At 68.8% G+C, this 21,633-nt stretch carries 16 protein-coding genes; 10 read left to right on the forward strand and 6 right to left on the reverse strand.

What is annotated here, in order from left to right:
• Positions 1-138: 138 nt before the first annotated feature.
• From MRBLWH7_RS09760 to MRBLWH7_RS09775, 4 genes are all read left to right on the forward strand, one after another.
• Positions 139-1,500, forward strand: coding sequence for a branched-chain amino acid ABC transporter permease (locus MRBLWH7_RS09760; protein ID WP_342001613.1), 1,362 nt, complete (start codon positions 139-141; stop codon positions 1,498-1,500).
• Between the two features lie 2 nt (positions 1,501-1,502).
• Positions 1,503-2,510 (forward strand): branched-chain amino acid ABC transporter permease, encoded by a 1,008-nt coding sequence (locus MRBLWH7_RS09765; RefSeq protein ID WP_342001615.1) that lies wholly within the window; start codon positions 1,503-1,505, stop codon positions 2,508-2,510.
• A gap of 103 nt (positions 2,511-2,613) precedes the next feature.
• The gene (locus MRBLWH7_RS09770) at positions 2,614-3,561 is read left to right on the forward strand and encodes an ABC transporter ATP-binding protein (protein WP_342002003.1); all 948 of its coding nucleotides are present in this window, start codon (positions 2,614-2,616) and stop codon (positions 3,559-3,561) included.
• On the forward strand, positions 3,558-4,340 hold the full coding sequence (locus MRBLWH7_RS09775) for an ABC transporter ATP-binding protein (RefSeq protein ID WP_342001618.1): 783 nt from the start codon (positions 3,558-3,560) through the stop codon (positions 4,338-4,340). Before MRBLWH7_RS09770 ends, MRBLWH7_RS09775 begins: the two co-directional genes overlap by 4 nt.
• A gap of 195 nt (positions 4,341-4,535) precedes the next feature.
• On the opposite strand, the gene MRBLWH7_RS09780 is transcribed toward MRBLWH7_RS09775, so the two are convergent.
• Complete coding sequence (locus MRBLWH7_RS09780) at positions 4,536-5,819, reverse strand: ABC transporter substrate-binding protein (RefSeq protein WP_342001619.1); 1,284 nt, start codon at positions 5,817-5,819, stop codon at positions 4,536-4,538.
• A gap of 311 nt (positions 5,820-6,130) precedes the next feature.
• Here MRBLWH7_RS09780 and MRBLWH7_RS09785 point away from each other — a divergent pair, with 311 nt between their 5' ends.
• From MRBLWH7_RS09785 to MRBLWH7_RS09795, 3 genes are read left to right on the forward strand one after another with little or no spacing between them, the layout of a single operon-like run.
• Positions 6,131-6,340, forward strand: coding sequence for a heavy-metal-associated domain-containing protein (locus tag MRBLWH7_RS09785; protein WP_342001620.1), 210 nt, complete (start codon positions 6,131-6,133; stop codon positions 6,338-6,340).
• The gene (locus MRBLWH7_RS09790; RefSeq protein WP_342001621.1) at positions 6,337-8,685 is read left to right on the forward strand and encodes a heavy metal translocating P-type ATPase; all 2,349 of its coding nucleotides are present in this window, start codon (positions 6,337-6,339) and stop codon (positions 8,683-8,685) included. Before MRBLWH7_RS09785 ends, MRBLWH7_RS09790 begins: the two co-directional genes overlap by 4 nt.
• A gap of 11 nt (positions 8,686-8,696) precedes the next feature.
• Positions 8,697-9,026: a metal-sensitive transcriptional regulator gene (locus MRBLWH7_RS09795; RefSeq protein WP_342001622.1), complete on the forward strand. Its 330-nt coding sequence runs from the start codon at positions 8,697-8,699 to the stop codon at positions 9,024-9,026.
• Positions 9,027-9,029: 3 nt separating this feature from the next.
• Here the strand turns inward: MRBLWH7_RS09795 and rarD are convergent, their stop codons facing one another.
• The gene (gene rarD / locus MRBLWH7_RS09800) at positions 9,030-9,944 is read right to left on the reverse strand and encodes an EamA family transporter RarD (protein ID WP_342002005.1); all 915 of its coding nucleotides are present in this window, start codon (positions 9,942-9,944) and stop codon (positions 9,030-9,032) included.
• A 291-nt stretch (positions 9,945-10,235) separates the two neighbouring features.
• On the reverse strand, positions 10,236-10,532 hold the full coding sequence (gene groES, locus MRBLWH7_RS09805) for a co-chaperone GroES (protein WP_308867967.1): 297 nt from the start codon (positions 10,530-10,532) through the stop codon (positions 10,236-10,238).
• Positions 10,533-10,961: 429 nt separating this feature from the next.
• Here groES and MRBLWH7_RS09810 point away from each other — a divergent pair, with 429 nt between their 5' ends.
• From MRBLWH7_RS09810 to MRBLWH7_RS09820, 3 genes are all read left to right on the forward strand, one after another.
• Positions 10,962-12,746, forward strand: a complete 1,785-nt coding sequence (locus MRBLWH7_RS09810; protein WP_342001626.1) for an Hsp70 family protein — start codon at positions 10,962-10,964, stop codon at positions 12,744-12,746.
• Positions 12,747-12,768: 22 nt separating this feature from the next.
• Positions 12,769-15,318: a LuxR C-terminal-related transcriptional regulator gene (locus MRBLWH7_RS09815; protein ID WP_342001628.1), complete on the forward strand. Its 2,550-nt coding sequence runs from the start codon at positions 12,769-12,771 to the stop codon at positions 15,316-15,318.
• A gap of 128 nt (positions 15,319-15,446) precedes the next feature.
• Complete coding sequence (locus MRBLWH7_RS09820) at positions 15,447-16,190, forward strand: IniB N-terminal domain-containing protein (protein ID WP_342001630.1); 744 nt, start codon at positions 15,447-15,449, stop codon at positions 16,188-16,190.
• A gap of 615 nt (positions 16,191-16,805) precedes the next feature.
• Here MRBLWH7_RS09820 and MRBLWH7_RS09825 read toward each other — a convergent pair.
• From MRBLWH7_RS09825 to MRBLWH7_RS09835, 3 genes are all read right to left on the reverse strand, one after another.
• On the reverse strand, positions 16,806-18,431 hold the full coding sequence (locus MRBLWH7_RS09825) for a dynamin family protein (RefSeq protein ID WP_342001632.1): 1,626 nt from the start codon (positions 18,429-18,431) through the stop codon (positions 16,806-16,808).
• Positions 18,428-20,320, reverse strand: a complete 1,893-nt coding sequence (locus MRBLWH7_RS09830; RefSeq protein WP_342001634.1) for a dynamin family protein — start codon at positions 20,318-20,320, stop codon at positions 18,428-18,430. The genes MRBLWH7_RS09825 and MRBLWH7_RS09830 overlap by 4 nt, the downstream gene beginning before the upstream one ends.
• Positions 20,321-20,465: 145 nt before the next feature.
• Positions 20,466-21,518: a hypothetical protein gene (locus MRBLWH7_RS09835; RefSeq protein WP_342001636.1), complete on the reverse strand. Its 1,053-nt coding sequence runs from the start codon at positions 21,516-21,518 to the stop codon at positions 20,466-20,468.
• Positions 21,519-21,633 lie beyond the last annotated feature (115 nt).

Here is a 21,633-nt window from a genome sequence, read left to right on the forward strand (position 1 = left end):
GGCCGGTTGCGATCGCATCACTTATCCACAAGGGACCTTGGGCGAAACAGCGACGACACATTACAGTCGTAGCGTCGTCATCACGGCCGATGCGACCCGAGCTTCGGTGTCCGCGTGGTGTGCCGAACTGGAGGTTCTGTGGGTCCTACGACTGCGACCACGATCAACAGCCGCCGCTGGATCCTCGCGATCTTCGGCGCGCTCTTGGCCGCGGGAATGGTATTCCTGTCCGCACCCACGGTTGCGCGCGCGGACGCCCCCGACACCCCCGGAGGGGACCAGGAGCAGACCGACTTCTACTTCGGCGGCGTGATCACGTACGACGACGAGCCCGTCGAGGGCGTGACGATGTCGATCGAAGGCAACGGCTTCGAGGCCGAGACCGTCACCGATGCCGAGGGCAAGTGGCGTCTGTACGTGCCTGAGAAAGAGGAATACGTCCTCACGGTGGATGAGGACACCCTTCCCGAAGGCGTCATCGTCGACCCGGCGCAGCTGCCGGAGGGCACTCAGCCGAAGCAGGGCACGACGGCGTCGTTCGACGTCTCGTTCGGCCTCACCGGGTCGAAGATCGTCAACCTCTTCCTCGGTGAGGGCGAGAGGGTCACGACGTCGTTCTGGGACCAGCTCATCGAGCGGCTCATGAACGGCGTCAACTTCGGCCTGCTGCTCGCGCTCGCGGCCGTCGGCGTCTCCTTGATCTTCGGCACGACCGGCCTCAGCAACTTCGCCCACGGCGAGATGCTGACGTACGGCGCCGTGATGGCGCTCATCTTCGGCGTGTGGCTCAAGGTGCCGATGTACATCACCATCCCGATCGTGATCGTGCTCGGCGCGGCCCTCGGCTGGGCGCTCGACGCGGGTCTGTGGAAGCCGCTGCGCCGGCGAGGACTCGGGCTCGTGCAGCTCATGATCGTGAGCATCGGCCTCTCGCTCGCCGGCCGCTACGTGTTCCAGTTCTTCATCGGCGGCGGCACCTACCAGCTGCCCGGAGCCGGCGCCCCTCGCGACATCGTCTTCGGCCCGATCAAGCTGTCGTGGATCGATGTCGCCTCGATGGCGATCAGCATCGTGCTCCTGATCGCCGTCGCCTACTGGCTGCTGCGCACCCGCATCGGCAAGGCGACGCGCGCCATCAGCGACAACCCGGGTCTGGCCGCCGCGTCCGGCATCAACGTCGACCGCGTGATCCGCATCGTCTGGATCCTCGCGGCAGCTCTCGCCGCCATCGCCGGTGTGCTGTGGGCGTACTTCCGCCCCGGCGTGAAGTGGGACATGGGCGTGCAGGTGCTGCTGCTGATCTTCGCGGCGGTGACGCTCGGCGGCCTCGGCACCGCCTTCGGCGCCCTCATCGGCGCGCTCATCGTCGGCATCCTCGTCGAGATCTCGACCCTGTGGATTCCGCCGGACATGAAGTACGTCGGCGCGCTGGCCGTGCTGATCCTGATTCTGCTGGTGAGACCCCAGGGCATCTTGGGCCGGAAAGAGAGGCTCGGTTAGTCATGGACTGGGGACAGATCTTCAACAACACCGCTTACTGGTTCTTCAGCCCGGAGACCATCGCGTACGCCCTCGCGGCGACCGGCCTCGCCGTGCAGTTCGGCTTCGGAGGCCTGCTGAACTTCGGTATGGCCGGGTTCATGGCCCTCGGCGCCTACGGGTACGCGATCTCGATCCTGAGCTTCGGCTGGCCCTGGTGGGTCGGCATCCTCGTCGGATGCGTCGCGGCGGTCATCTTCGCGCTCATCCTCGGTATCCCGACGCTGCGTCTGCGAGCCGACTACCTCGCCATCGTGACGATCGCCGCAGCCGAGATCGTCCGTCTGCTGCTGACAACTCAGCTCTTCGACGAGTGGACGAACTCCGCCGACGGCCTCGGCGGCTACCACGCCGGCTTCCGCGGGGCGAATCCGTTCCCTAAGACCGGGGCTGACGGCGAGCCGATCGTCTACGGCTTCGGGCCGTGGGAGTGGACCGCCGACCAGCTGTGGGTGCGCGTCTTCGGCATCATCCTGCTGGGGATCGCGATCTACATCGTGTGGGCGATCATGCGCAGCCCGTGGGGCCGCGTGCTCAAGGGCATCCGCGAAGACGAGGACGCCGTGCGCTCGCTCGGCAAGAACGTCTTCTCCTACAAGATGCAGGCGCTCATGATCGGTGGTGTCTTCGGCGCCCTCGGCGGCGTGGTGTTCGCGCTCCCCTCGGCCGTGATCCCGGCGACCTACACGACCAGCCTCACGTTCTTCATCTGGACGATCCTGCTGCTGGGCGGAGCCGCCACCGTGTTCGGCCCGGTCGTCGGCTCGGTGATCTTCTGGGTGATCATGGGCTTCCTCGACAACGTGCTGCCCGTCCTCGCCCAGTCCGACATCCCGGTCATCTCGCTGCTGTCGAGCCAGCAGGCCGCGACGCTGCGCTTCATCCTCGTCGGCGTCGCGCTCATGCTCATCGTCATCTTCCGCCCGCAGGGCATCTTCGGAAACAAGAGGGAGCTGACCTTTGTCAAGTAACCCGCCCAGCAACCCGCCCGCCGCCGAGCCGGTGGTCCCCGCGAACTCGGCGGCACAGCCGGTGCCGTCGAGCACGGGCACGGTCACGACCCCGACCGGCAGCATCCGTCGTCCCAAGACCGGCGGTCTCGCGAAGGGCGATGCCGTCCCCGGCGTCGCCAAGAACGACCCGATCCTCGTCATCGACGACATCACCCGACGCTTCGGCGGTCTGACCGCCGTCGACGTCGGGCACCTCGAGATCCCGCGTCACGCGATCACCGCGCTCATCGGCCCCAACGGCGCCGGCAAGACGACGCTGTTCAATCTGCTGTGCGGCTTCGACAAGCCGAACAGCGGAACCTGGAGTTTCGACGGCAAGAACCTGTCGGGCATCCCGTCGTTCAAGGTCGCCCGCATGGGCCAGGTGCGCACCTTCCAGCTCACCAAGGCGCTCTCGCTGCTGACGGTGCTCGAGAACATGAAGCTCGGCGCCACCGCCCAGAAGGGCGAGAGCCTCTGGGCGAGCATCGTCCCGGCGATCTGGCGCAAGCAGGACAACGACATCGAAGACAAGGCGATGGAGCTGCTCGCGCGCTTCAAGCTCGATGCCAAGTCCGACGACTACGCGGCCTCGCTCTCGGGCGGTCAGCGCAAGCTCCTCGAGATGGCGCGCGCCCTCATGAGCGACCCGACGCTCGTGATGCTCGACGAGCCCATGGCCGGTGTCAACCCGGCGCTCACGGAGTCGCTCCTCGACCACATCCTCGACCTCAAAGACCTCGGCATGACGGTGCTCTTCGTCGAGCACGACATGCACATGGTGCGGCACATCGCCGACTGGGTCGTCGTCATGGCCGAGGGCAAAGTCGTCGCCGAAGGCCCGCCCGACACCGTCATGCAGGACCCGGCGGTGGTGGACGCCTACCTCGGCAGCCACCAGGACGTCGACCTCGGCGTCGTGACCGGGCGTGTGGCCGGCGAGCTCGACGCATCCGCCGAGGAGCTGCTCGAAGAGATCAAGGAGGCCGAGGAGGCCTCGATCGCCGAAGCCGAGGAGGAGAACAAGTGACCGACCCTTCGACAACGCCCGCCGTCGGCGGGGGCACCGCGGTCAAGAGCGACCAGGTCGTCGTCGAGGTCAAGGACCTCACCGCGGGCTACCTGCCGGGCATCAACATCATCAACAGCGCCAATCTCATCGCCCACAAGGGCGAGCTGATCGGCATCATCGGCCCCAACGGCGCCGGCAAGTCGACGCTGCTGAAGTCCATCTTCGGCATGGTCAAGGTGCGCGGCGGCGAGATCACGGTCGACGGTGAGAGCGTCGTCGGGCTGAAGTCCGACAAGCTCGTCCAGCGCGGCGTCGGGTTCGTGCCGCAGACCAACAACGTGTTCCCCTCGCTCAGCATCGAGGAGAACCTGCAGATGGGCCTGTATCAGCGCCCGAAGGTCTACGCCGAGCGCCTGGAGTTCGTGACGGGCATCTTCGCCGAGCTGGGCAAGCGTCTCAAGCAGCGCGCCGGGTCCCTGTCAGGCGGCGAGCGGCAGATGGTCGCGATGTCGCGCGCGCTCATGATGGACCCCTCGGTGCTTCTGCTCGACGAGCCCTCGGCCGGTCTGTCTCCGGTCCGCCAGGACGACGCCTTCATCCGCGTCTCCGACATCAACAGGGCCGGCGTGACCACGATCATGGTCGAGCAGAACGCCCGCCGCTGCCTGCAGATCTGCGACCGCGGCTACGTCCTCGACCAGGGACGCGATGCCTACGAGGGCACCGGCCGCGAGCTGCTGAGCGACCCCAAGGTCATCGGCCTGTACCTCGGCTCCCTCGGCGCCGACGGGGTCTGACCCCGACACGCAGAGAAGGAGGGGACCGGATGCTGCAGCATCCGGTCCCCTCCTTGTTCGCTGCCGTCCCTCCCCTGTCGTGCGCGGGCGACCCCGGGTTCAGCCCGTGAGACCGAAAGGGCGGCTCGGGACCGCCACCGGCGAACGCGACAGGGCCCCGGATCGCTCCGGGGCCCTGTGCTGCGTCAGCCTGGTTTACAGGTCGATGCGCGTGTAGAGGTTGTCGGCACCGTACTGGAAGACACCGATGGTGGCCTCGGTCGGGTCGCCGTGCTCGTCGAAGGTGATCGGGCCGGAGAAGCCGTCGTAGTCGGCCGTGCCGCCTTCGAGGATGATGTCGGCGCAGTCGGCGAAGTTGTCGCACTTCTCGCCGTCACCCGAACCGCCCGAGACCTCCTGCAGGCTGCCCGCGACGTCGGCGGCGTCGGTCGAGTTGGCCGTGAGCGCCGCAAGGGCCAGCAGGATGACCGCGTCGTACGCCTCGTTGGCGTACGAGAAGTCGGTCAGCTCCGAGTTGCCGTCGGCGACCCACCAGTCGTTGAGTCGACCCTGGAACTCGGTGTCAGGAGCCGGACCCGCGGGGGTCGTGCCCTTCGCACCCTCCATGCTCACGCCGGCCGGCCACTTCTCGTCCGAACCGAAGTTCTTCAGGTTGCCGTCGACGAGGTACAGGTTCTCGGCGGGGTAGCCCGCGGCGATGAGCGCCGGGCCGATCGTGTAGATCTCGTCGAAGGTGATCAGCGCGATGGCGTCCGGGTTCGAGGCGAGGATCGCGGAGATCTGCGCGTCGAAGTTGGTGTCACCGGTGTTGTACGACTGCTCGGCGACGATCTCGCCACCGGTGCCGGTGAAGACCTCCTGGAAGACCTCGTTGAGGCCGGTGCCGTAGGAGTCGTTCTGGTAGAGCACCGCGACGTTCTTGTGGCCGTCCTCGGCGACGACGTTGCCGAGGACCTCGCCCTGGAGCGTGTCAGCGGGAGCCGTGCGCCAGTAGAGGCCGTTGTCGTCCCAGTTGGTGAAGTCGAGCGACGTGTTGGCCGGAGAGAACGTGATGATGCCGGCGGCGACCGCGTCGTCGAGGAAGAGCTTCGTCACACCCGAGGAGGCGGCGCCGATGGCGGCGGTCACGTCCTCGGAGATCAGCTTCTGGATGGTCGTCGCGTAGGCCTTGTTGTCGGTGTCGCCCGAGTCACCCCAGACGATGTCGTCGATGGTGATGCCCTTTGCGGCCTCGTTGATGTCGGCAGCGGCGAGTCCGACGCCGGCCTCCTCCGGCGGGCCGAGGAAGGCGAGGGTACCCGTCTGCGGGAGGATCGTCCCGATCTTCAGGGTGAGGTCGCGCTCCTCGGTGGGCGGGGTGGTCTCGTCGCCGCCCCCGGTGCCCCCACCGGCGCAACCGGCGAGGACGAGGGCGCTGGCGCCGATGAGCGCGATGCCACCGATGACGGTGGACGTGCGCGAGCGGGTGAAGACGCTCATGTTGCTCCTTGCTGTGCGATTACAACGGGAACGGCTCGGGCGCCGACCCAGTGCACTAAACCTAATCGCCGTCAAGCGTCGCCAATGTTGCCTTTCGTTAACGATCTGTAACAGCTTGAAAACCGTGATCGGACCGTAATTCTGGGGGCGTGTCGATGGCCCGTGCTGTGGATAACCCGTCGGCCTCGGCGGCCGAGCGGCCGCAGCAGGTGCCACATCCGACGCACGGCCCTCATACCCCTTACCCGTATACACTGGAACGACGGAGTACCCCTCAGGGGTATCCATCCCCGATCTACAGAGGAGAAGTCATGGCTGAGGCCGAGTACACGGTGACAGGGATGAGCTGCGGGCACTGCGAGGCGTCCGTGCGTGGCGAGGTGTCGAAGCTCGCGGGCGTGCAGGACGTCCAGGTGAGCGCCGCCGCCGGCACGCTCAAGGTCGTCTCCGCCGCCGAGATCGCCGATGACGCCGTCATCGCGGCCGTCGACGAGGCCGGCTACAGCGCGGTCCGCGCATGAGCGAGGCCTCGATCCCCGTCGCCCGGTTCGAGCTCGAGATCGGCGGGATGACGTGCGCGTCATGCGCCGCGCGGATCGAGAAGCGGCTGAACCGGATGGACGGGGTCGAGGCATCCGTCAACTACGCCACGGAGAAGGCGTTCGTCACCGTTCCCGCAGGACTCGACCCGCAGGCGCTCATCGAGGAGGTCGAGAAGACCGGCTACACCGCCGCCCTCCCCGCCCCGCCGGCGACCGAGGTCGCCTCCGAGGAGCCCGCCGACCCGGAGCTCACGGGCCTCCGCCACCGGCTCATCGGGTCGATCGTGCTGTCGGTGCCGGTGATCCTCCTGGCGATGATCCCGGCGCTGCAGTTCACCTACTGGCAGTGGGCGTCACTGGCGCTCGCGGCGCCGGTGGTGGTGTGGGGCGCGTGGCCGTTCCACCGCGCCGCCTGGATCAACCTGCGCCACGGCGCCGCCACGATGGACACGCTGATCTCGCTCGGCGTCTCTGCCGCGTTCCTGTGGTCGCTGTACGCGCTGTTCTTCGGGCACGCGGGCATGCCGGGCATGACGCACACGTTCGAGTGGTCCGTCGCGCCCAGCGACGGCGCGGGCGACATCTACCTCGAGGTCGCCGCCGGCGTCACGACGTTCGTGCTCGCGGGCCGGTACTTCGAGCAGCGATCCAAGCGCCGCGCGGGCGCTGCATTGCGCGCCCTGCTGGAGATCGGAGCGAAGGACGTCGCGGTGCTCCGCCCGGCGGGCGCCCCCGCCGGTCAGGTCGCACTCGGGATGCCGGGGATCGGCTCGCCCGCCGCGCCCGCACTCGTCGAGGTGCGTGTGCCGGTCGCCGAGCTCCGCGTCGGCGAGGAATTCGTCGTCCGCCCCGGCGAGAAGATCGCCACCGACGGCGTCGTGGCCTCCGGCACATCCGCGGTCGACGCCTCGATGGTGACGGGCGAATCGGTGCCGGTCGAGGTCGCGCCCGGTGACGCGGTCATCGGCGCCACCGTCAACGCGGGCGGGCGCCTGGTCGTGCGCGCGACACGCATCGGCGACGACACCCAGCTCGCGCAGATGGCGCGGCTCGTCGAGAACGCCCAGTCGGGCAAGGCCAAGGTGCAGCGCCTGGCCGATCGCATCTCGGGGGTCTTCGTCCCGATCGTGCTGCTGATCTCGCTCGGCACGCTCGCGGCTTGGCTGATGGTGGGCGCCTCCGCCGCGATGGCGTTCACCGCGGCCGTCGCGGTGCTCATCATCGCGTGCCCGTGCGCGCTGGGACTCGCGACGCCGACCGCGCTGCTCGTCGGCACGGGTCGCGGCGCGCAGTTCGGCATCCTCATCAAGGGTCCGGAGGTGCTCGAGTCCACGCGCACGGTCGACACCGTCGTGCTCGACAAGACCGGCACCGTCACGAGCGGCCGCATGTCGCTCGTCGACGTCGTCGTGGCCGGGTCGCTCGATGCGCACGCGAACGAGGCGTCGGCCGCGCGTGCCGAGCTGGTGCGCCTCGCGGGGGCACTGGAGCACGCGTCCGAGCATCCGATCGCGCAGGCGATCGCCCGCGCCGCCACGGCGGAAGCAGGGCCTCTCCCCCACGTCGAGTCGTTCCAGAACGTGCCCGGCAAGGGCGTCTCGGGCGTCGTCGAGGGGCATGCCGTGATCGTCGGGCGCGAGACGCTGCTCGCGGAGTGGGCGCTGAGGCTCCCCGAGGATCTCGCCGCTGCGAAGGCCGCGGCCGAGGCGCACGGCCGCACCCCGGTGCTCGCCGGGTGGGATGGCGCCGTGCGCGGACTCCTCGTCGTCGCCGACCAGGTCAAGCCCACGAGCCGAGAAGCCGTCGATCAGCTGAAGGCCCTCGGCCTCACGCCGGTGCTGCTCACCGGCGACAACGCCGCCGCGGCGGGGGCGATCGCCGACGAGGTCGGGATCGAGCGTGTGATCGCCGAGGTGCTCCCGCACGACAAGGTCGCCGTCGTCACCGAGCTCCAGGGCGAGGGCCGCGTCGTCGCGATGGTGGGCGACGGCGTCAACGACGCCGCCGCTCTCGCGCAGGCCGACCTGGGTCTCGCGATGGGAACGGGAACGGATGCGGCGATCGAGGCCTCCGACATCACCCTGGTCCGCGGCGACCTGCGCAGCGCTGCCGACGCGATCCGCCTCTCGCGCGCGACCCTCGGCACGATCAAGGTCAACCTCTTCTGGGCCTTCGCCTACAACGTCGCGGCGATCCCCCTCGCCGCGCTGGGCCTCTTGAACCCTATGATCGCCGGAGCGGCGATGGCGTTCTCGAGCGTCTTCGTGGTGGGCAACAGCCTGCGCCTGCGGCGGTTCCGCAGCCTCTCGACCACTCACCGTTGAAGGAGTCCGACATGACCGACACCGCTCTCGAGCACTCCCCTTCGCACGCCGACGAGCACTCCCACCACGGCTACATCACCGACAAGGACAAGTACCTCAACCGCCTCAAGCGGATCGAGGGTCAGGCCCGCGGGATCCACAAGATGGTCGAGGACGAGAAGTACTGCATCGACATCCTCACGCAGATCAGCGCGCTGACCTCCGCCCTCGAGGCGGTCGCCGTGGGCCTGCTCGACGACCACCTGCGACACTGCGTCGTGGATGCTGCGCGCCTGGGCGGCGCCGAGGCCGACGCCAAGATCAGCGAGGCCACCCAGGCCATCGCGCGACTGGTGCGCTGACCCCTACGACGCGACGCGCGTACGGCGCGCGTGGATGAGGGAGTCCACGGTCAGCACGATGAGCGACACCCACACCAGCCCGAAGCCGATCCAGCGTTCGACGGGCATCGGCTCGCCGAGCACCAGCCAGCCCACCAGGAACTGCAGCACCGGCGCGACGAACTGCATGAGCCCGATCGTGGTGAGCGACACGCGGCGCGCACCCGCCGCGAACAGCAGCAGCGGCACGGCCGTGATCACGCCGGTCAGGCTGAGGAGCACGGTGTGCTGCCATCCGTACGCACCCATCGTCAGGCCTTCGGTCGCACCGACGATGACGAGCACGACCACGGCGATCGGCGAGAGCCACAGCGTCTCGAGCGTGAGGCCGCTGACGGCGTCGACCGACGGGCCGACCTTCTTCTTCACGAGGCCATAGAGGCCGAAGGATGCGGCGAGCGTGAGCGCGATCCAGGGGAAGGCGCCGTAACCGATCACGATGACGAGCACCGCGGCCGCGGCGATGCCGATGGCGACCCACTGCGTCGTGCGCAGGCGCTCGCGGAGCACGAGCACCGCCAGGAGCACGGTGGCGATCGGGTTGATGAAGTAGCCCAGGCTGGTCTCGATGACGTGGCCGCTGAGCGCCCCGTAGATGAAGACCTGCCAGTTGACGTAGATCAGTAGACCCGCGATGACGGTGAGCCCGAGCACCTTCGGCTGCCGGAAGATCGCGGCGAGCCGCGGCCACGAGCGGGTCACGGTGAGCAGCAGGGCGCAGAAGACGAGCGACAGCAGGATGCGCCACGCCACGATCTCCCACGGCCCGGTGGGCGCGAGGAGCAGGAAGTACAGCGGCAGGAAGCCCCACAGCAGGTACGCCGAGAACGTGAAGATCCCGCCGAGCCGGCGCTCCCGGGCCGCGGCGACGTCGGACACGACCCGGCGGGTCCCTGTGGTGACGCCGAGGTCGAGCGCCGTCGCGTCATCGAGTCCGTCCACCACGTCGCGATCGGGAAGGGAAGACTGCTCGTGACTCACCGAGTCAGCCTACGCCCGCCCTACCCTGGGCACGGTGGCATCTTCGGGCTCGCAGCATCCGTTCCCTGACGTCCTCGGCCGCAATCCTGCCACCCGTGACGCCCCGCCTCCCTGGCCGCCGATCCGGGCATGACGAAAGGGCCGGATGCCGAAGCATCCGACCCTCTCGGTACGCGCTGTGCGCGGGACTCAGCGAACGACGACCGCGAGGACGTCGCGAGCCGACAGGACGAGAAGCTCGTCGCCGCCGAACTTGACCTCGGTCCCGCCGTACTTGCTGTAGATCACGCGGTCGCCGACGGCGACGTCGAGCGGGATGCGGTTGCCGTTGTCGTCGATACGACCCGGGCCCACCGCCACGACCTCGCCCTCCTGGGGCTTCTCCTTGGCGGTGTCGGGGATGACCAGACCGCTGGACGTGGTCTGCTCGGCCTCGACCTGCTTGATGACGATGCGGTCCTCGAGCGGCTTGATGGAAACCGACACGGTCTACCTCTTCCTTCTTGAGACTAAGACTCGTTAGCACTCTGACATTGAGAGTGCTTACGTCAGTCTAGGCAACCGGCTGGCACTCATGCAACGTGAGTGCCAATGAGTCGTCACGCTCGAACCGGGTTTCGCCTCATGACCTCGGCGCTTCGCAAAATGAGCCAACCCCTTGAGTGCCATTTCGAAGCGGATGTATCATCGCAGACGTCGGCCGCTCTTTCGTGGGGAACGAACTAGGGCGGTCGATGCGAGGTCGGGGGAGCTCGCACGCAAACGATGTGGGGGCGTTTCAGCGTGGAATCCTATTTCCTCTCGGTTGATGTCGGGACCAGCCGAGTAGGGGCGGCAACAGCCAGGCTTGCTCCCGACGGCAGTATCGTCACCTCCTCTTTCCCGCTCGGCCGCCGCGCCGACAGCGTGGCAACCGTGGTCTTCGTCGCCGAAGACGGCGAGATGCTCTTCGGCGATGCGGCAGAGCGCCGCGGTGTGACGCAGCCAGAGCGATTGATCCGCGAGTTCAAGCGAAGCATCGGCGACGAGGTCCCGATCGTCGTCGGCGGCCACTCGATCCGGGCTGAACAGCTGTACGCACGGACCGTCGCCGATGTGATCGACACGGTCGCGGAGCGCGAGGGCGCACGCCCGGAAGGCGTGATCCTGACGCACCCCGCGATGTGGGGTCCGCACCGCATCGGCCTGGTGCGGTCGGCGCTCGAGGCGATCGGCGTAGGCGCCGTCGCCTTCATCACCGAGCCCGAGGCGGCCGCGCGCCACTACGACGCGTCCCGCAACATCGACGACGGCCACATGCTGGCCGTGTACGACCTCGGCGGAGGCACATTCGACTGCGTGGTCCTGCGCAAGGAGCACGCCGCCTTCGACCTCGTGGGCGAGCCGGTGGGCATCGACAATCTCGGTGGCGCGGACTTCGATGACGCCGTCCTGCGCCACGTGCTGCGCACAGCCGAAGTGCCCGCCGAAGCTCTCCAGGACACCTCCCCCGACTCCCGCATCGCGCTCTCCCAGCTGCGTCGCGAGTGCGTCGACGCCAAGGAGGCGCTCTCCTTCGACTCCGACGCCGTGATCCCGGTGCTCCTGCCGGGTGGGCGCTCGAGCGTGCGGCTGACTCGCGCGGAGTTCGAGGGCATGATCGACGAGTCGCTGGCCAAGACGATCGACGCTCTCGAGGATGCCCTCGAGGACGCGGGCATCGACCCCGACCAGGTCGAGTCCATCCTCCTGATCGGGGGCTCGTCGCGGATCCCGCTGGTCACCCAAGGTCTCTCCGAGCGGTTCGGTCGACCGACCGCGATCGATGCCGACCCGAAGTCCTCGATCGCGCTCGGCGCCGCCCACACCGCACTCATCCGCGCGAGCGACGTGCAGCTGGGGGTGTCCGGCGAACTTGCCATCTTCGATGCCACCCGGGCCGCGGCCGCCGAGATCGAGCTCGCGGGATCCCCGGTCGAGCGCGGCATCCCGGCTCCGGTCGGGCCGGCAGCGGCGGCATCGTCCGCGCCCAGCGCCCGGCACATCGTCGCGATCGCGGGCGGCGCGGTCATCGTCGCGGCCGCGATCGTCTTCGGAAGCACGCTCACGGCCGGCACGGGCGCGCTGAACGGGTTCTTCACCGTCTCGAGCGACCCGACGCCCGAGCCCACGACCGAGGAGGTCGTGCCCGAGACGACCGCTCCCCAGGCGCAGCAGCCGGCTCCCGAGGGCGCCGCCCCGGTCGCACAGCAGCCGGCCCCGCGTGCGGCCAACCCGCAGCGCAAGGGCGCGACCCCGCAGAAGAAGACGACCACCACGACCACCACGACCGAAGCGGCACCGGCGCCCCGCCCGACGAAGGGCGCGTCACCCGCTCCCAGCACCGGCACGCAGACCGCAGGCACCGGCGACAGCGGCGGCACGGGCACCGGCGACACGGGCACCGGCGACACAGGCGGGACCGGAAGCACCGGGGGAACCGGTGGCACGGGCACCACCGGCACCGACCCCGAACCCACGCCGGAACCGACGCCGGATCCCACCCAGGAACCGACGCCTGAGCCGACGCCGGAGCCGACGCCTGAGCCGACGCCGGAGCCGACCCAGGAACCGGCACCCGAACCCACCCAGGAACCGGCACCCGAACCCACCCAGCCGGTGGACCCGCCCCCCGCGGATCCGGCGCCGGAGCCCACGCCCACCACGGACCCTGCGCCCTGACGTCGGGGAACGACGATTCATCATGGCTTCACCCACAATGACCGTGGCGGCGTTCTTCGACGCGACGACCTTCACCGGTTCGCGCCACGCACGTCCTCTCATCGACGCGCTCACAGCTCAGGACATGCCGCCGCGCGTGCTGATCTCGGGGAACGCAGGCTCCGGCAAGACCACGATGCTGCGCGGCGCCCAGCGCTTCCTCACGCAGAACAGCGCAACGGTCACCGTCCTCGGTCCTGAGACCGATGTCCTCGACGTTCCCGCCTCGAGCATCCTGCTCGTCGACGACCTGCATCTGCTGCCCGCCGCACAGATGGAGGGGCTGCGAGTGCGCGCGAGCGACCCCGACGCGGCTCTGGTCGCGACGAGCCGGCCCTGGCCGCACTCTCACGCCCTGTCGTCGATCGCGCGGCACCTCGAGCGCAGCCGGCCCGCCGTGGTGCTGGGCCACCTCACGCGCGCGGACGTGCTGGACTACCTCGAGGCGAACGAGCGCACACTGCAGCCGGCGTGTCTGGATCACCTGCTCGAGGTGACGGGCGGGGTGGCGTGGCTCGTGTCGGCCGCGCTCGCCGCCCACGACGATCGCGACTGCGCGGACGACAGCAGCCACGCCGCGCTCGGCCACGTGCTCGAGCAGAGCGTCGCCCACCGGATGGGCGTCGTCGAGGAGGAGGTACGGCGCACCATCGAAGCCATGAGCGTATGGTCGGACGACGCGCCGGCGATCACCGACGCTCTCGACGATGTCGAAAGCGTCATCGCACAGGGCTATGCGGAGGGGCTGCTGCTGCGCAACGGGCGCCCGGTGCCGGTGGTGCGCTCCGCAGTACGCGCGAACCTGTCAGCTCGGCGGCTGGTCGACCTCATCGCGGTCATGCCCGGCGGCATGGACCCGCTCGCCTCCCGCACCGGCGACTGGCTCGCGGACATCCGCGACCCGCGCCTGTCATCGGCCCTCGTCGAACACGGCGACCAGCTCCTCGATTCCGATCCCGTTCGTGCGGGCGAACTGTACTGCGCTGCGGCGGAAGCGGGAGTGAACTCGGCTGACCTCGCCGCGAAGCGCGCACAGGCGGCGTGGTCATGCGGCGACATCGACTCGGCCGCCCAGCTCCTCGACGAAGCGATGGCGTTCGCCGACCGCTCCGAGAGCGTCACGGCGCGCATCGCCGATGTCGCGGCCGCCACCTGGTCGATGCGGGGAATGCTCCACACCGGGTCGGGGTTCTACGATGTCTTTCCGCCGACCACGGCCGAGGCATCCGTCCGCCGCCTGATCGCCCGCATCGGGATCGGCGAGGCGGGCTCGGCCGAGACCGAAGACGCATCCGCGCCCGGAGTGCAGCGCGCGGCGCCCTCGACGCTGGGCGTAGCGATGAACCTCCTGCAGCGAGGTCTTCAGACGTCGCTGCGCACCGATCACGCCGATGCAGCGGTAGCCGATCTCGTGCGCGCGTCGCACCTGTACACGGCGTCGCGCTCGTCGACGCCGATGCCGGAGCACCCCGCGGTGATCGCCGCCGTCGCCGCCATCAGCGCCGGCGACCTCGCGACAGCGCGGGCGGTCATCGACGCGGCGATCGAGGGACATCAGGGGACCCCGTGGGTGATGTCGCGGCTCCTGCTGTGGAAGTCGTGGATCGCCCTGCAGCAGGCGAGGGGCGCGCGGTCCCGCGAAGCGCTCGAGGCCGCGGTCGCGCTGACGCCCAAGGCTGCCGCGCGCGATGAGCTGCTCCTTCAGGCGATCCGCGTCGGACTGGCGCGGCGTTATGAGGACGCCGCGGGCCTGGAGGCGGCGTGGGAGCGCGGCCGCGACGGCCTCCTCGACGCGGACGTCGATCTCTACACGCTGCTTCCGCTGGTCGAGTTCGTCAGCGCCGGTGCGCGGGTGGGCGACGAGACGGTCACCGAGCCGCTCTTCACGCGTGCGCTCGCGCTCGTCGACGCGCTGGGTCGGCCGGCGCTCTGGTCGGCGCATCTGCGGTGGGCCGGCATCCAGCGCGGCATCCTCCGCAACCTCCCCGAGTCGCTGAGCCCTCACGCCCACGCGCTGGTGGACGCCGCCCCGCACAGTGGTGTCGCCGAGACCATGGCGAAGGCCGGGCGACTGTGGACGTCCGTCCTCGCGGGCTCGGTCGACGTCGACGAGGTCGACAGGGCGGCCCAGTCCCTCGCCGCGATAGGACTGAGATGGGATGCCGCGCGGCTGGCCGGTCAGGGAGCCGGACGCTCCGACGACCGCAAGGTGTCGGCACGTCTGCTCGCGCGGGCGCGGGAGGTGTACCCGCAGGAGAAGCCCGCGGTCGCCGAGACGCCCGGCGAGAACGCCGAAACGCCTTCGGACGCCACGGAATCAGTGCTGAGCGAGCGCGAGACGGATGTCGCGCGTCTCGTCGTGGAGGGCAAGACGTACGCCGAGATCGGCGAGACGATCTTCATCTCCCCGCGCACCGCGGAGCACCACATCGCCAGCATTCGTCGGCGGCTCGGCGCGACCTCGCGCTCCGATCTGATCGCCAAGCTGCGCGTCGCCCTCTCGCAGACCCGGCCCTTCGCGGAGGACGGCTGAGGACACGGGTGCGGAACGCCCCCAGAACCCCCAAGAACCCCCCTACCGATTCGGGAAAACCCCCGATTCGCCGATTGTGAGAAACACCTAATGTCGAAAGTGATTCTCGAAGTGACAGGAGCCGAGTCATGACAACACCTTTGGCAACGATTGCCGACGCATTGATCGAGTTCATACTCAGTCTCCTGGGCGACCCGGCCGCCGCCGCGGAGTTCGAGGAGGACCCGCAGGGAACGCTGGCCCGCAACGGTCTCAGCGACGCGTGCGTCGAAGACGTCCGTGCCGTCGCCCCCGTCATCGTGGACCACCCCCACGTCAGCCCCAAGCCGCCGATGCCTCCGGCACCGCCGAAGCCGCCGTCGGTCGAGAACGAGATCTACACCATCACGAACAGCTTCGCGATCGACAACCGCGCGACGATCGTGGACCAGTCGGTGAACCAGAACATCTGGGCGGACGGCGACGTCAACCAGATCTTCGATCAGGAGGCCGTCGTCAACAGCGGCGACAACGGTGCTGCTGCCGGCGATGACGCCGAGGTCGACAACTCCGAAGACACCACCACGGTGGGTGACGTGGCCATCGGGAACGAAGACACGACGACCACCATCGACGGTTCGTTCAACGACAACTCGACGAACACCGACACCGACGTGGATGCCGAGGCCGACGACTCGTTCAACAACTCGCCCGATGCTGCGCCCGTCGTGGCTGTCGATGCTGCGCCCGCCGAGGCCGCGCCCGTCGAAGAGGTCGCGCCGCCGGTCGAGATCCAGACGGTGGCCGACGACGCCTACGATTACGCCGTTGACGCGGCGACGTTCGTCGCGGAGGAACCTCCGCTCGAGCCGGAGCCCGAGGACCAGTACTAAGGATCCGACGTGCCCGAACGGGAAGACGACGACCGCTCGCGCGCCCTGGCAGGTCCAGGGCGCGCGAGCGCGCGTCCCAAGCCGCCCCCGCCCACGTTCGAGGAGGCCCCGCCCCCGGGCGACGCCATCGGCCGTGTGCCGGTGCGCAAGGTTCCGGCCTCGAGTGTGCAGCGCCCGCCCGCGCCGACGGTCGCGCCCAGACAAGGGACGCCTCAGCCTCCGCCACCGCGGCGAGAAGCTCCGGAGCGGCCGCCGACCGCCAGCGCGAACGCGGCTCCTGTGCTCACCAAGCGTCCCCCGCCGTTCTCGGTCAGGCTCAGCCAGTTCCTGTGGGTATTGAGCCTGCTCACCGGCGGCGTGGCGGTGGTCTATCTGTTCGTCATCCGCGAGGACCAGCTCCCCATCATCGCGGACGTCGCCCGCGCCGTCGAAGAAGGCCGGAGCGAAGAGACCTACACCGCGGCGGCCGACATCATCTTCTGGCTGGTGTTCGGCACGGCGCTCGCGCTGCTGCTGGTGCAGATCGTGCTTCTCGTGTCGTTCACCAACCGCAAGCCGCACGTCCGGTGGTGGCAGCTGGCCACCGTGGCGGGGCAGATCCTGCTGTTCCTGCTCTCAGCGGAGATCTTCACCACGGGCGAGCACGCCCCCGTGCTGCGGCAGGTGCTCCTCGCTCAGTGGGCTCTCGCCCTCCTCGCGCTCCTCTTCAGCACCTTCCACGGCGCCCTCCAGTGGACCGCCCGCAAGTACGACGTCCGCCGCGCCGGTTCCGACGACGGCGAGTTCTGACGCGACCTCCTCGAGACTGCGGATCACCGAGCGGGCCACCTCCACGGTGGCCCGCTCGGCGAGCGGGGACTCGCTGAGCGTGCGCCATCGCGCCAGCAGTTCGTCGACGCGCTCCCGGCTCTCGGCGGTGGTGGCGGTCTCCGCCAGTCCCAGACGGGCGCCGGCAGAGGGCCCGGTTCCGCCGATGATGCGCTCCGCCTCCTCCGCATCCAGTCGGCTCAGCGGCAGTCCCGAGGAGCGCGCCCGCGACAGGAGCGAGAGCTCGCGCAACGTGTGCGCCGACGCGTAGATGCGCTCGACGCCACCCAGGACCGCATCAGCACCGTCGCGCGGCTTCTCACGCAGGAGCGTCTGCAGCGCATCGAGGACGCCGCGCACCTTCAGCGCCCCGGCGCGGGTGCGGAACTGCAGCTGGATGAACTGCTGCAGTTCGTTCAGTCCGCTCTGCTGAACGAGTTGTTCCGAGAGCTGCGAGGAGTCGGCCGCACCGCCGCGGATCAGCGCGCTCGCGAGGCGCACGCCGAAGATGCCGAATCGGTTGAGCAGCGCGCGGCGGACGTCCTCGCTCAACGATGTCGCCTCCGTCGGGCGCACGAATCGGTCGGCCGACACCATCAGAGCCTCACGGGAGGTGCGGTCCATTCCCGCCAGGTCGCGGAAGGCGGCGAACTCGTCCTCGCGCAGCGTCCGCGCGCTCTCGGCGAGGAGCCCCGCGACGGGCACCACCCCGAGCGACAGCGACGCGAGGTCCCCGTCCTTCTCATAGCGGCGCGCCACTTTGCCCGCCGACAGCAGCGAATCGATGCGACCGGATCCGATCTCGTCGGCGCGCGACAGCACGGCGACGGCGTTCACGGTCTGCGACGCACCGGCAGCCGTGTCGCGGAACGACTCCAGGAACTTCAGGTCCGATGCGTGCAGGTGGCGCATCAGGTAGACGATCGCGTCGGCCGACGAGGGCTCGGTGTCGGGCACGAGGAAGTCCGTGGAGCGCGCGGACACATCGCGCGAGAGCGAAGCGATTCCCGGGGTGTCGATCAGGATGAGCGAGCGCAGCCCGGTCGACGGCCAGCCGACGTCGATCCAGGCGACGTCTTCCGGCGCGACGCCGTCGAGATCGAGCACGAGCCGCCCGGCGTCGCGCCGGATGGGCATCGAGCGGGATTCCCCGTCATAGGGATGCATGGTGATCGTCGGAGTCGCCGAGTAGCGGTACCACGTCACCACCCGCGTGCATTCGCCCGCGTCCGTGGGGGCCAGGCGTTCGCCGAGCATCGCGTTCAGCAGCGTGGACTTGCCGGCCTTGACCATGCCCGCGATGGCGAGACGGATCGGCTCGCTGAGGCGCCGTTCCAGGTCGGCGAGCAGGTCGCCGGCTTCCGGATCGTCGGCGTACAGCTCGCGCGCAGCGCGGACCAGAGCACTCGCGTCGTCGAGGATCGACACCCTCACCGCTTCGCTGCCTCCACGGCTCGCAGTGCCGGAAGGGCAGGGATCTTGGCCTTCAGCGCCTCGAGCTGCTGCACTCGCAGCTGAAGCTCCTTCACTCGCTGGTCCTGCTGCCCCGCGTACGTGCCGGCGGCCTGCTTGGCGGCGAGCACCGCGTCCGAGAGCGAGCGGTGCAGCTCGTCGGCGATGCTGCCGAAGTGGTCGCGCGCGGCGCGCTGCACGATGCGCAGTCGGTCCTTCAGCTGCTTGCCGACCTGGAACTGCACCTCGTCGAGATAGCGACGCACGAGGGTCTTGGCCTCGAAGCGCCGGCGCGACAGCCGCGAGTTCATGTCCTCACGATAGGCCCTGCGCCCCACCAGCACGCCGGCCAGGAGCGACAGCGGGTTGATGAGCGACAGGCCGATCAAGCCGGTGGCGAGGCCGACCATGAGCACGCCGCCGTACGAGCCGCGGACGCCGATGAAGATCTTCTCGCCGGCCCCCATCTGACGATGGTCGAGCGTGGCGATGTTCTCCACGTCGTCGAGGATGCCCTCGGTGTCGCCGACGTAGATCACCGGAAGGTCGGTCTCGCCCTGGATGAACAGTTCGGCGACCTCCTCCGAGAGCCATCGCGACCGCTCGTCGGTCCACACGAACGTCTCCGAGACGGCCGCGGAGACGCGCTGATCGAGCCACTCGGTGAGTTGATCCCAGATCGGCCCGGGGTCGCCCTCGTCGATGGCGTTCTCCGCCTCGCGCTGCACCTTGCGAAGGCGGTCGCGCAGGTCGTGCTCCATGTCCGAGATGAGGTCGGCGACGCCGTCGTTCAGCTGCACCTGCCATTTGGACGACCGTCCGCGGAACTCGTCGGCGCGCGCTTTCGCGTCCTCGAGCTGCGCGATGAGCTTGGGGGTGTCCTCGGGGTGGAGGATCGCCTCGAGCTCGGAAGTCAGCGACATCTTGAGCTGGTCGACGACCGAGATGAGGTCGTGCACCGCGCTGCGCGCTTGGATGACCTCGGCGCGTCCGAGGACTTCCTGACGCAGGTGGCTCACGAGCGCGGGGAAGCCCGACTCCTCGTTCAGCCCGCGGTCGCGCTCCTCCGCCGCGATCAGCCGCAGGTCGCTCGAGACGGCGAAGATCGGCACGTCCCCGATATCACCGAGATGCGAGCGGTCGATGCGCTCGATGTCGCGCCATTGCGGGTACAGGTCCGTCTTGGCGAGCACGGCCGCGACATTGGGGGATACGCGCATCGCGTGCTTGAGGAACTGCACCTCGGGCTCGGTGTACTCCTGTGACGCGTCCGAGACGAGCAGGACCGCGTGCGCCGATGACAGCGCGGCGAGTGTCGCCAGGGCGTTCGTCGAGTCGAGGCCGCCGACGCCCGGCGAGTCCACCAGTCTCAGGCCGCCCTTGAGCAGCTCGCGGGGAAGCACCACCTCGGCGGTGATGACCTTGCGCTCGTTGGCGGGGTTCCCGCTCTCCGAGACGTACTGGGCCAGGTTCTCGAGGGGGATGCGCTGGCGAACGGGAGGCGCCTCGTCGTCGCCCTGGATCGTCACCCAGGCATCGGGCTCCGCCGCGTAGCCGACGGACGTCGGCACACTCGTGGCCACGTCGTCGTCGACCGGGCAGACGGGCGCGTTGACGAGGGCGTTGATGAGCTTGCTCTTGCCCTGCTTGAACTCGCCGACCACGATGACCCGCACATTGGGGTCCTGCAGACGGGCGTGCGTGTTCTCGAGGCGTTTGGCCAGGTCGCCGCGGCCCGTCGTGGTGGCGAGCTGACCGACGTTGTCGACGATGGAGACGAGCGCCTTGCTCGCCGCCGGCGCGACCGGCGGCGCTGTCGGGTTGTCGGCGTCCCCTGCGACCGCCTTCTGGACGGCTGTGCTTTCAGCCACGAATGCTCCCCCTTGTATGCACTCCCCCGCACCACGCTAGTCGAAGGTCAGGAAGCGCGGGCGGTACCGGAAAATACATGTCCATAACGTGGTCTTGCCCGGCCACCCTCGCGGAGGGCGGCCGGGCAAGGTCTGTGTGAGCGGATCAGAAGTCGACGATGTCGTCGCCCGCGACGTCGCCGCCAGGGCTGAAGAAGTTGCCGCTGTTCTCCCACTCGAGCTCGTTCTCCACCGAGTTGTCGACCTCGCTCGTGAACGAGTCCTCGATGTCGACGTCGACGTCCGTCGAGTTGTCGGTCTCGTTGAAGGAGTCGTCGATCTCGACCTCGAACTCGTTCCACTCGTTGGTCGAGTTGTCCTGGAACGAGTCCTGGATGTGGGTGTCGATCCACGTGTTGCCGATCGACACGTCGCCGACGCTGATCGTCGTCTGCGAGTTGTCGACGTCGGCGTCGTCGCCGGCAGCCGCACCCCAGTCACCCGAGTTCGCCACGGCCTCCTGCTCGAACTCCTGGTCGACGTCGCCGTTCACGAAGCCGAACGACTGCGCGACCGACTGGTCGACGACCTGTGCACGGTTGTCGATGTCGAGGTTCAGCGAACCCGACGCGGCAGCAGCCGCAGCAGCAGCGCCGCCGGCACCGCCGAGGGCGAGGTTCAGGTCGCCGCCGACACCGGTGTTGTACTGGCGGACGCCGACCGTCACCGAGTCGTCGTTGAGCGTGGTCTCGTTGAAGGAGTCCGTGTAGTTGTCCGAGTTGTCGTTGTACGAGTCGTCGGTCTCCGAGTTGTCGTCGGTGGAGTTGTCCGAGTTGTCGTTGAACGAGTCCTCGATCTCGACCTCGACGTCGGTCTCGACGGAGTTGTCCGAGTTGTCCGAGTTGTCCGAGTTGTCCGAGTTGTCGGTGTTGCCGCTGAAGTTGCCGTTGCCGGAATCCTCGATGTCGGTGTTGCCGATCTCGTTGTCGGAGGCGATGTCGTTGCCGACGGCGCTGTTGACGTTGTTGTCGTCGTTGTCGACGGCGCTGTTGACGTTGTTGTCCTCGACCTCGACGTCGGTGTCGTTGCCGACGACGTTGCCGTCGTTGCCGACGACGTTGTCCTCGACCTCTACGTCGGTGTTGCCGATGTCGTTGTTGGAGAGGACGTCTTCGATGTTGGTCTGAACACCGAGGACATTCACATTCTCGTCAGCCATGATCATTCCTTTGTTCGCGGAGCCTGGTGGCGTACGTGTAAGAGTCTGTTCTCAGGGCCGCCCGGTCACATCCGGGGTGATCCCGCAACCTCCCCAGGGGAGGTGGGGGTTCCGG

The sequence above is a fragment of the Microbacterium sp. LWH7-1.2 genome (assembly GCF_038397755.1).
In the GTDB taxonomy this organism is placed as follows: domain Bacteria; phylum Actinomycetota; class Actinomycetes; order Actinomycetales; family Microbacteriaceae; genus Microbacterium.

Coding starts and splice junctions, on each gene's coding strand:
- MRBLWH7_RS09795 (WP_342001622.1), top strand. CDS start 8,697: ATGACCGACACCGCTCTCGAGCACTCCCCTTCGCACGCCGACGAGCAC.
- MRBLWH7_RS09820 (WP_342001630.1), top strand. CDS start 15,447: ATGACAACACCTTTGGCAACGATTGCCGACGCATTGATCGAGTTCATA.
- MRBLWH7_RS09815 (WP_342001628.1), top strand. CDS start 12,769: ATGGCTTCACCCACAATGACCGTGGCGGCGTTCTTCGACGCGACGACC.
- MRBLWH7_RS09780 (WP_342001619.1), bottom strand. CDS start 5,819: ATGAGCGTCTTCACCCGCTCGCGCACGTCCACCGTCATCGGTGGCATC.
- MRBLWH7_RS09785 (WP_342001620.1), top strand. CDS start 6,131: ATGGCTGAGGCCGAGTACACGGTGACAGGGATGAGCTGCGGGCACTGC.
- MRBLWH7_RS09835 (WP_342001636.1), bottom strand. CDS start 21,518: ATGGCTGACGAGAATGTGAATGTCCTCGGTGTTCAGACCAACATCGAA.
- MRBLWH7_RS09765 (WP_342001615.1), top strand. CDS start 1,503: ATGGACTGGGGACAGATCTTCAACAACACCGCTTACTGGTTCTTCAGC.
- MRBLWH7_RS09790 (WP_342001621.1), top strand. CDS start 6,337: ATGAGCGAGGCCTCGATCCCCGTCGCCCGGTTCGAGCTCGAGATCGGC.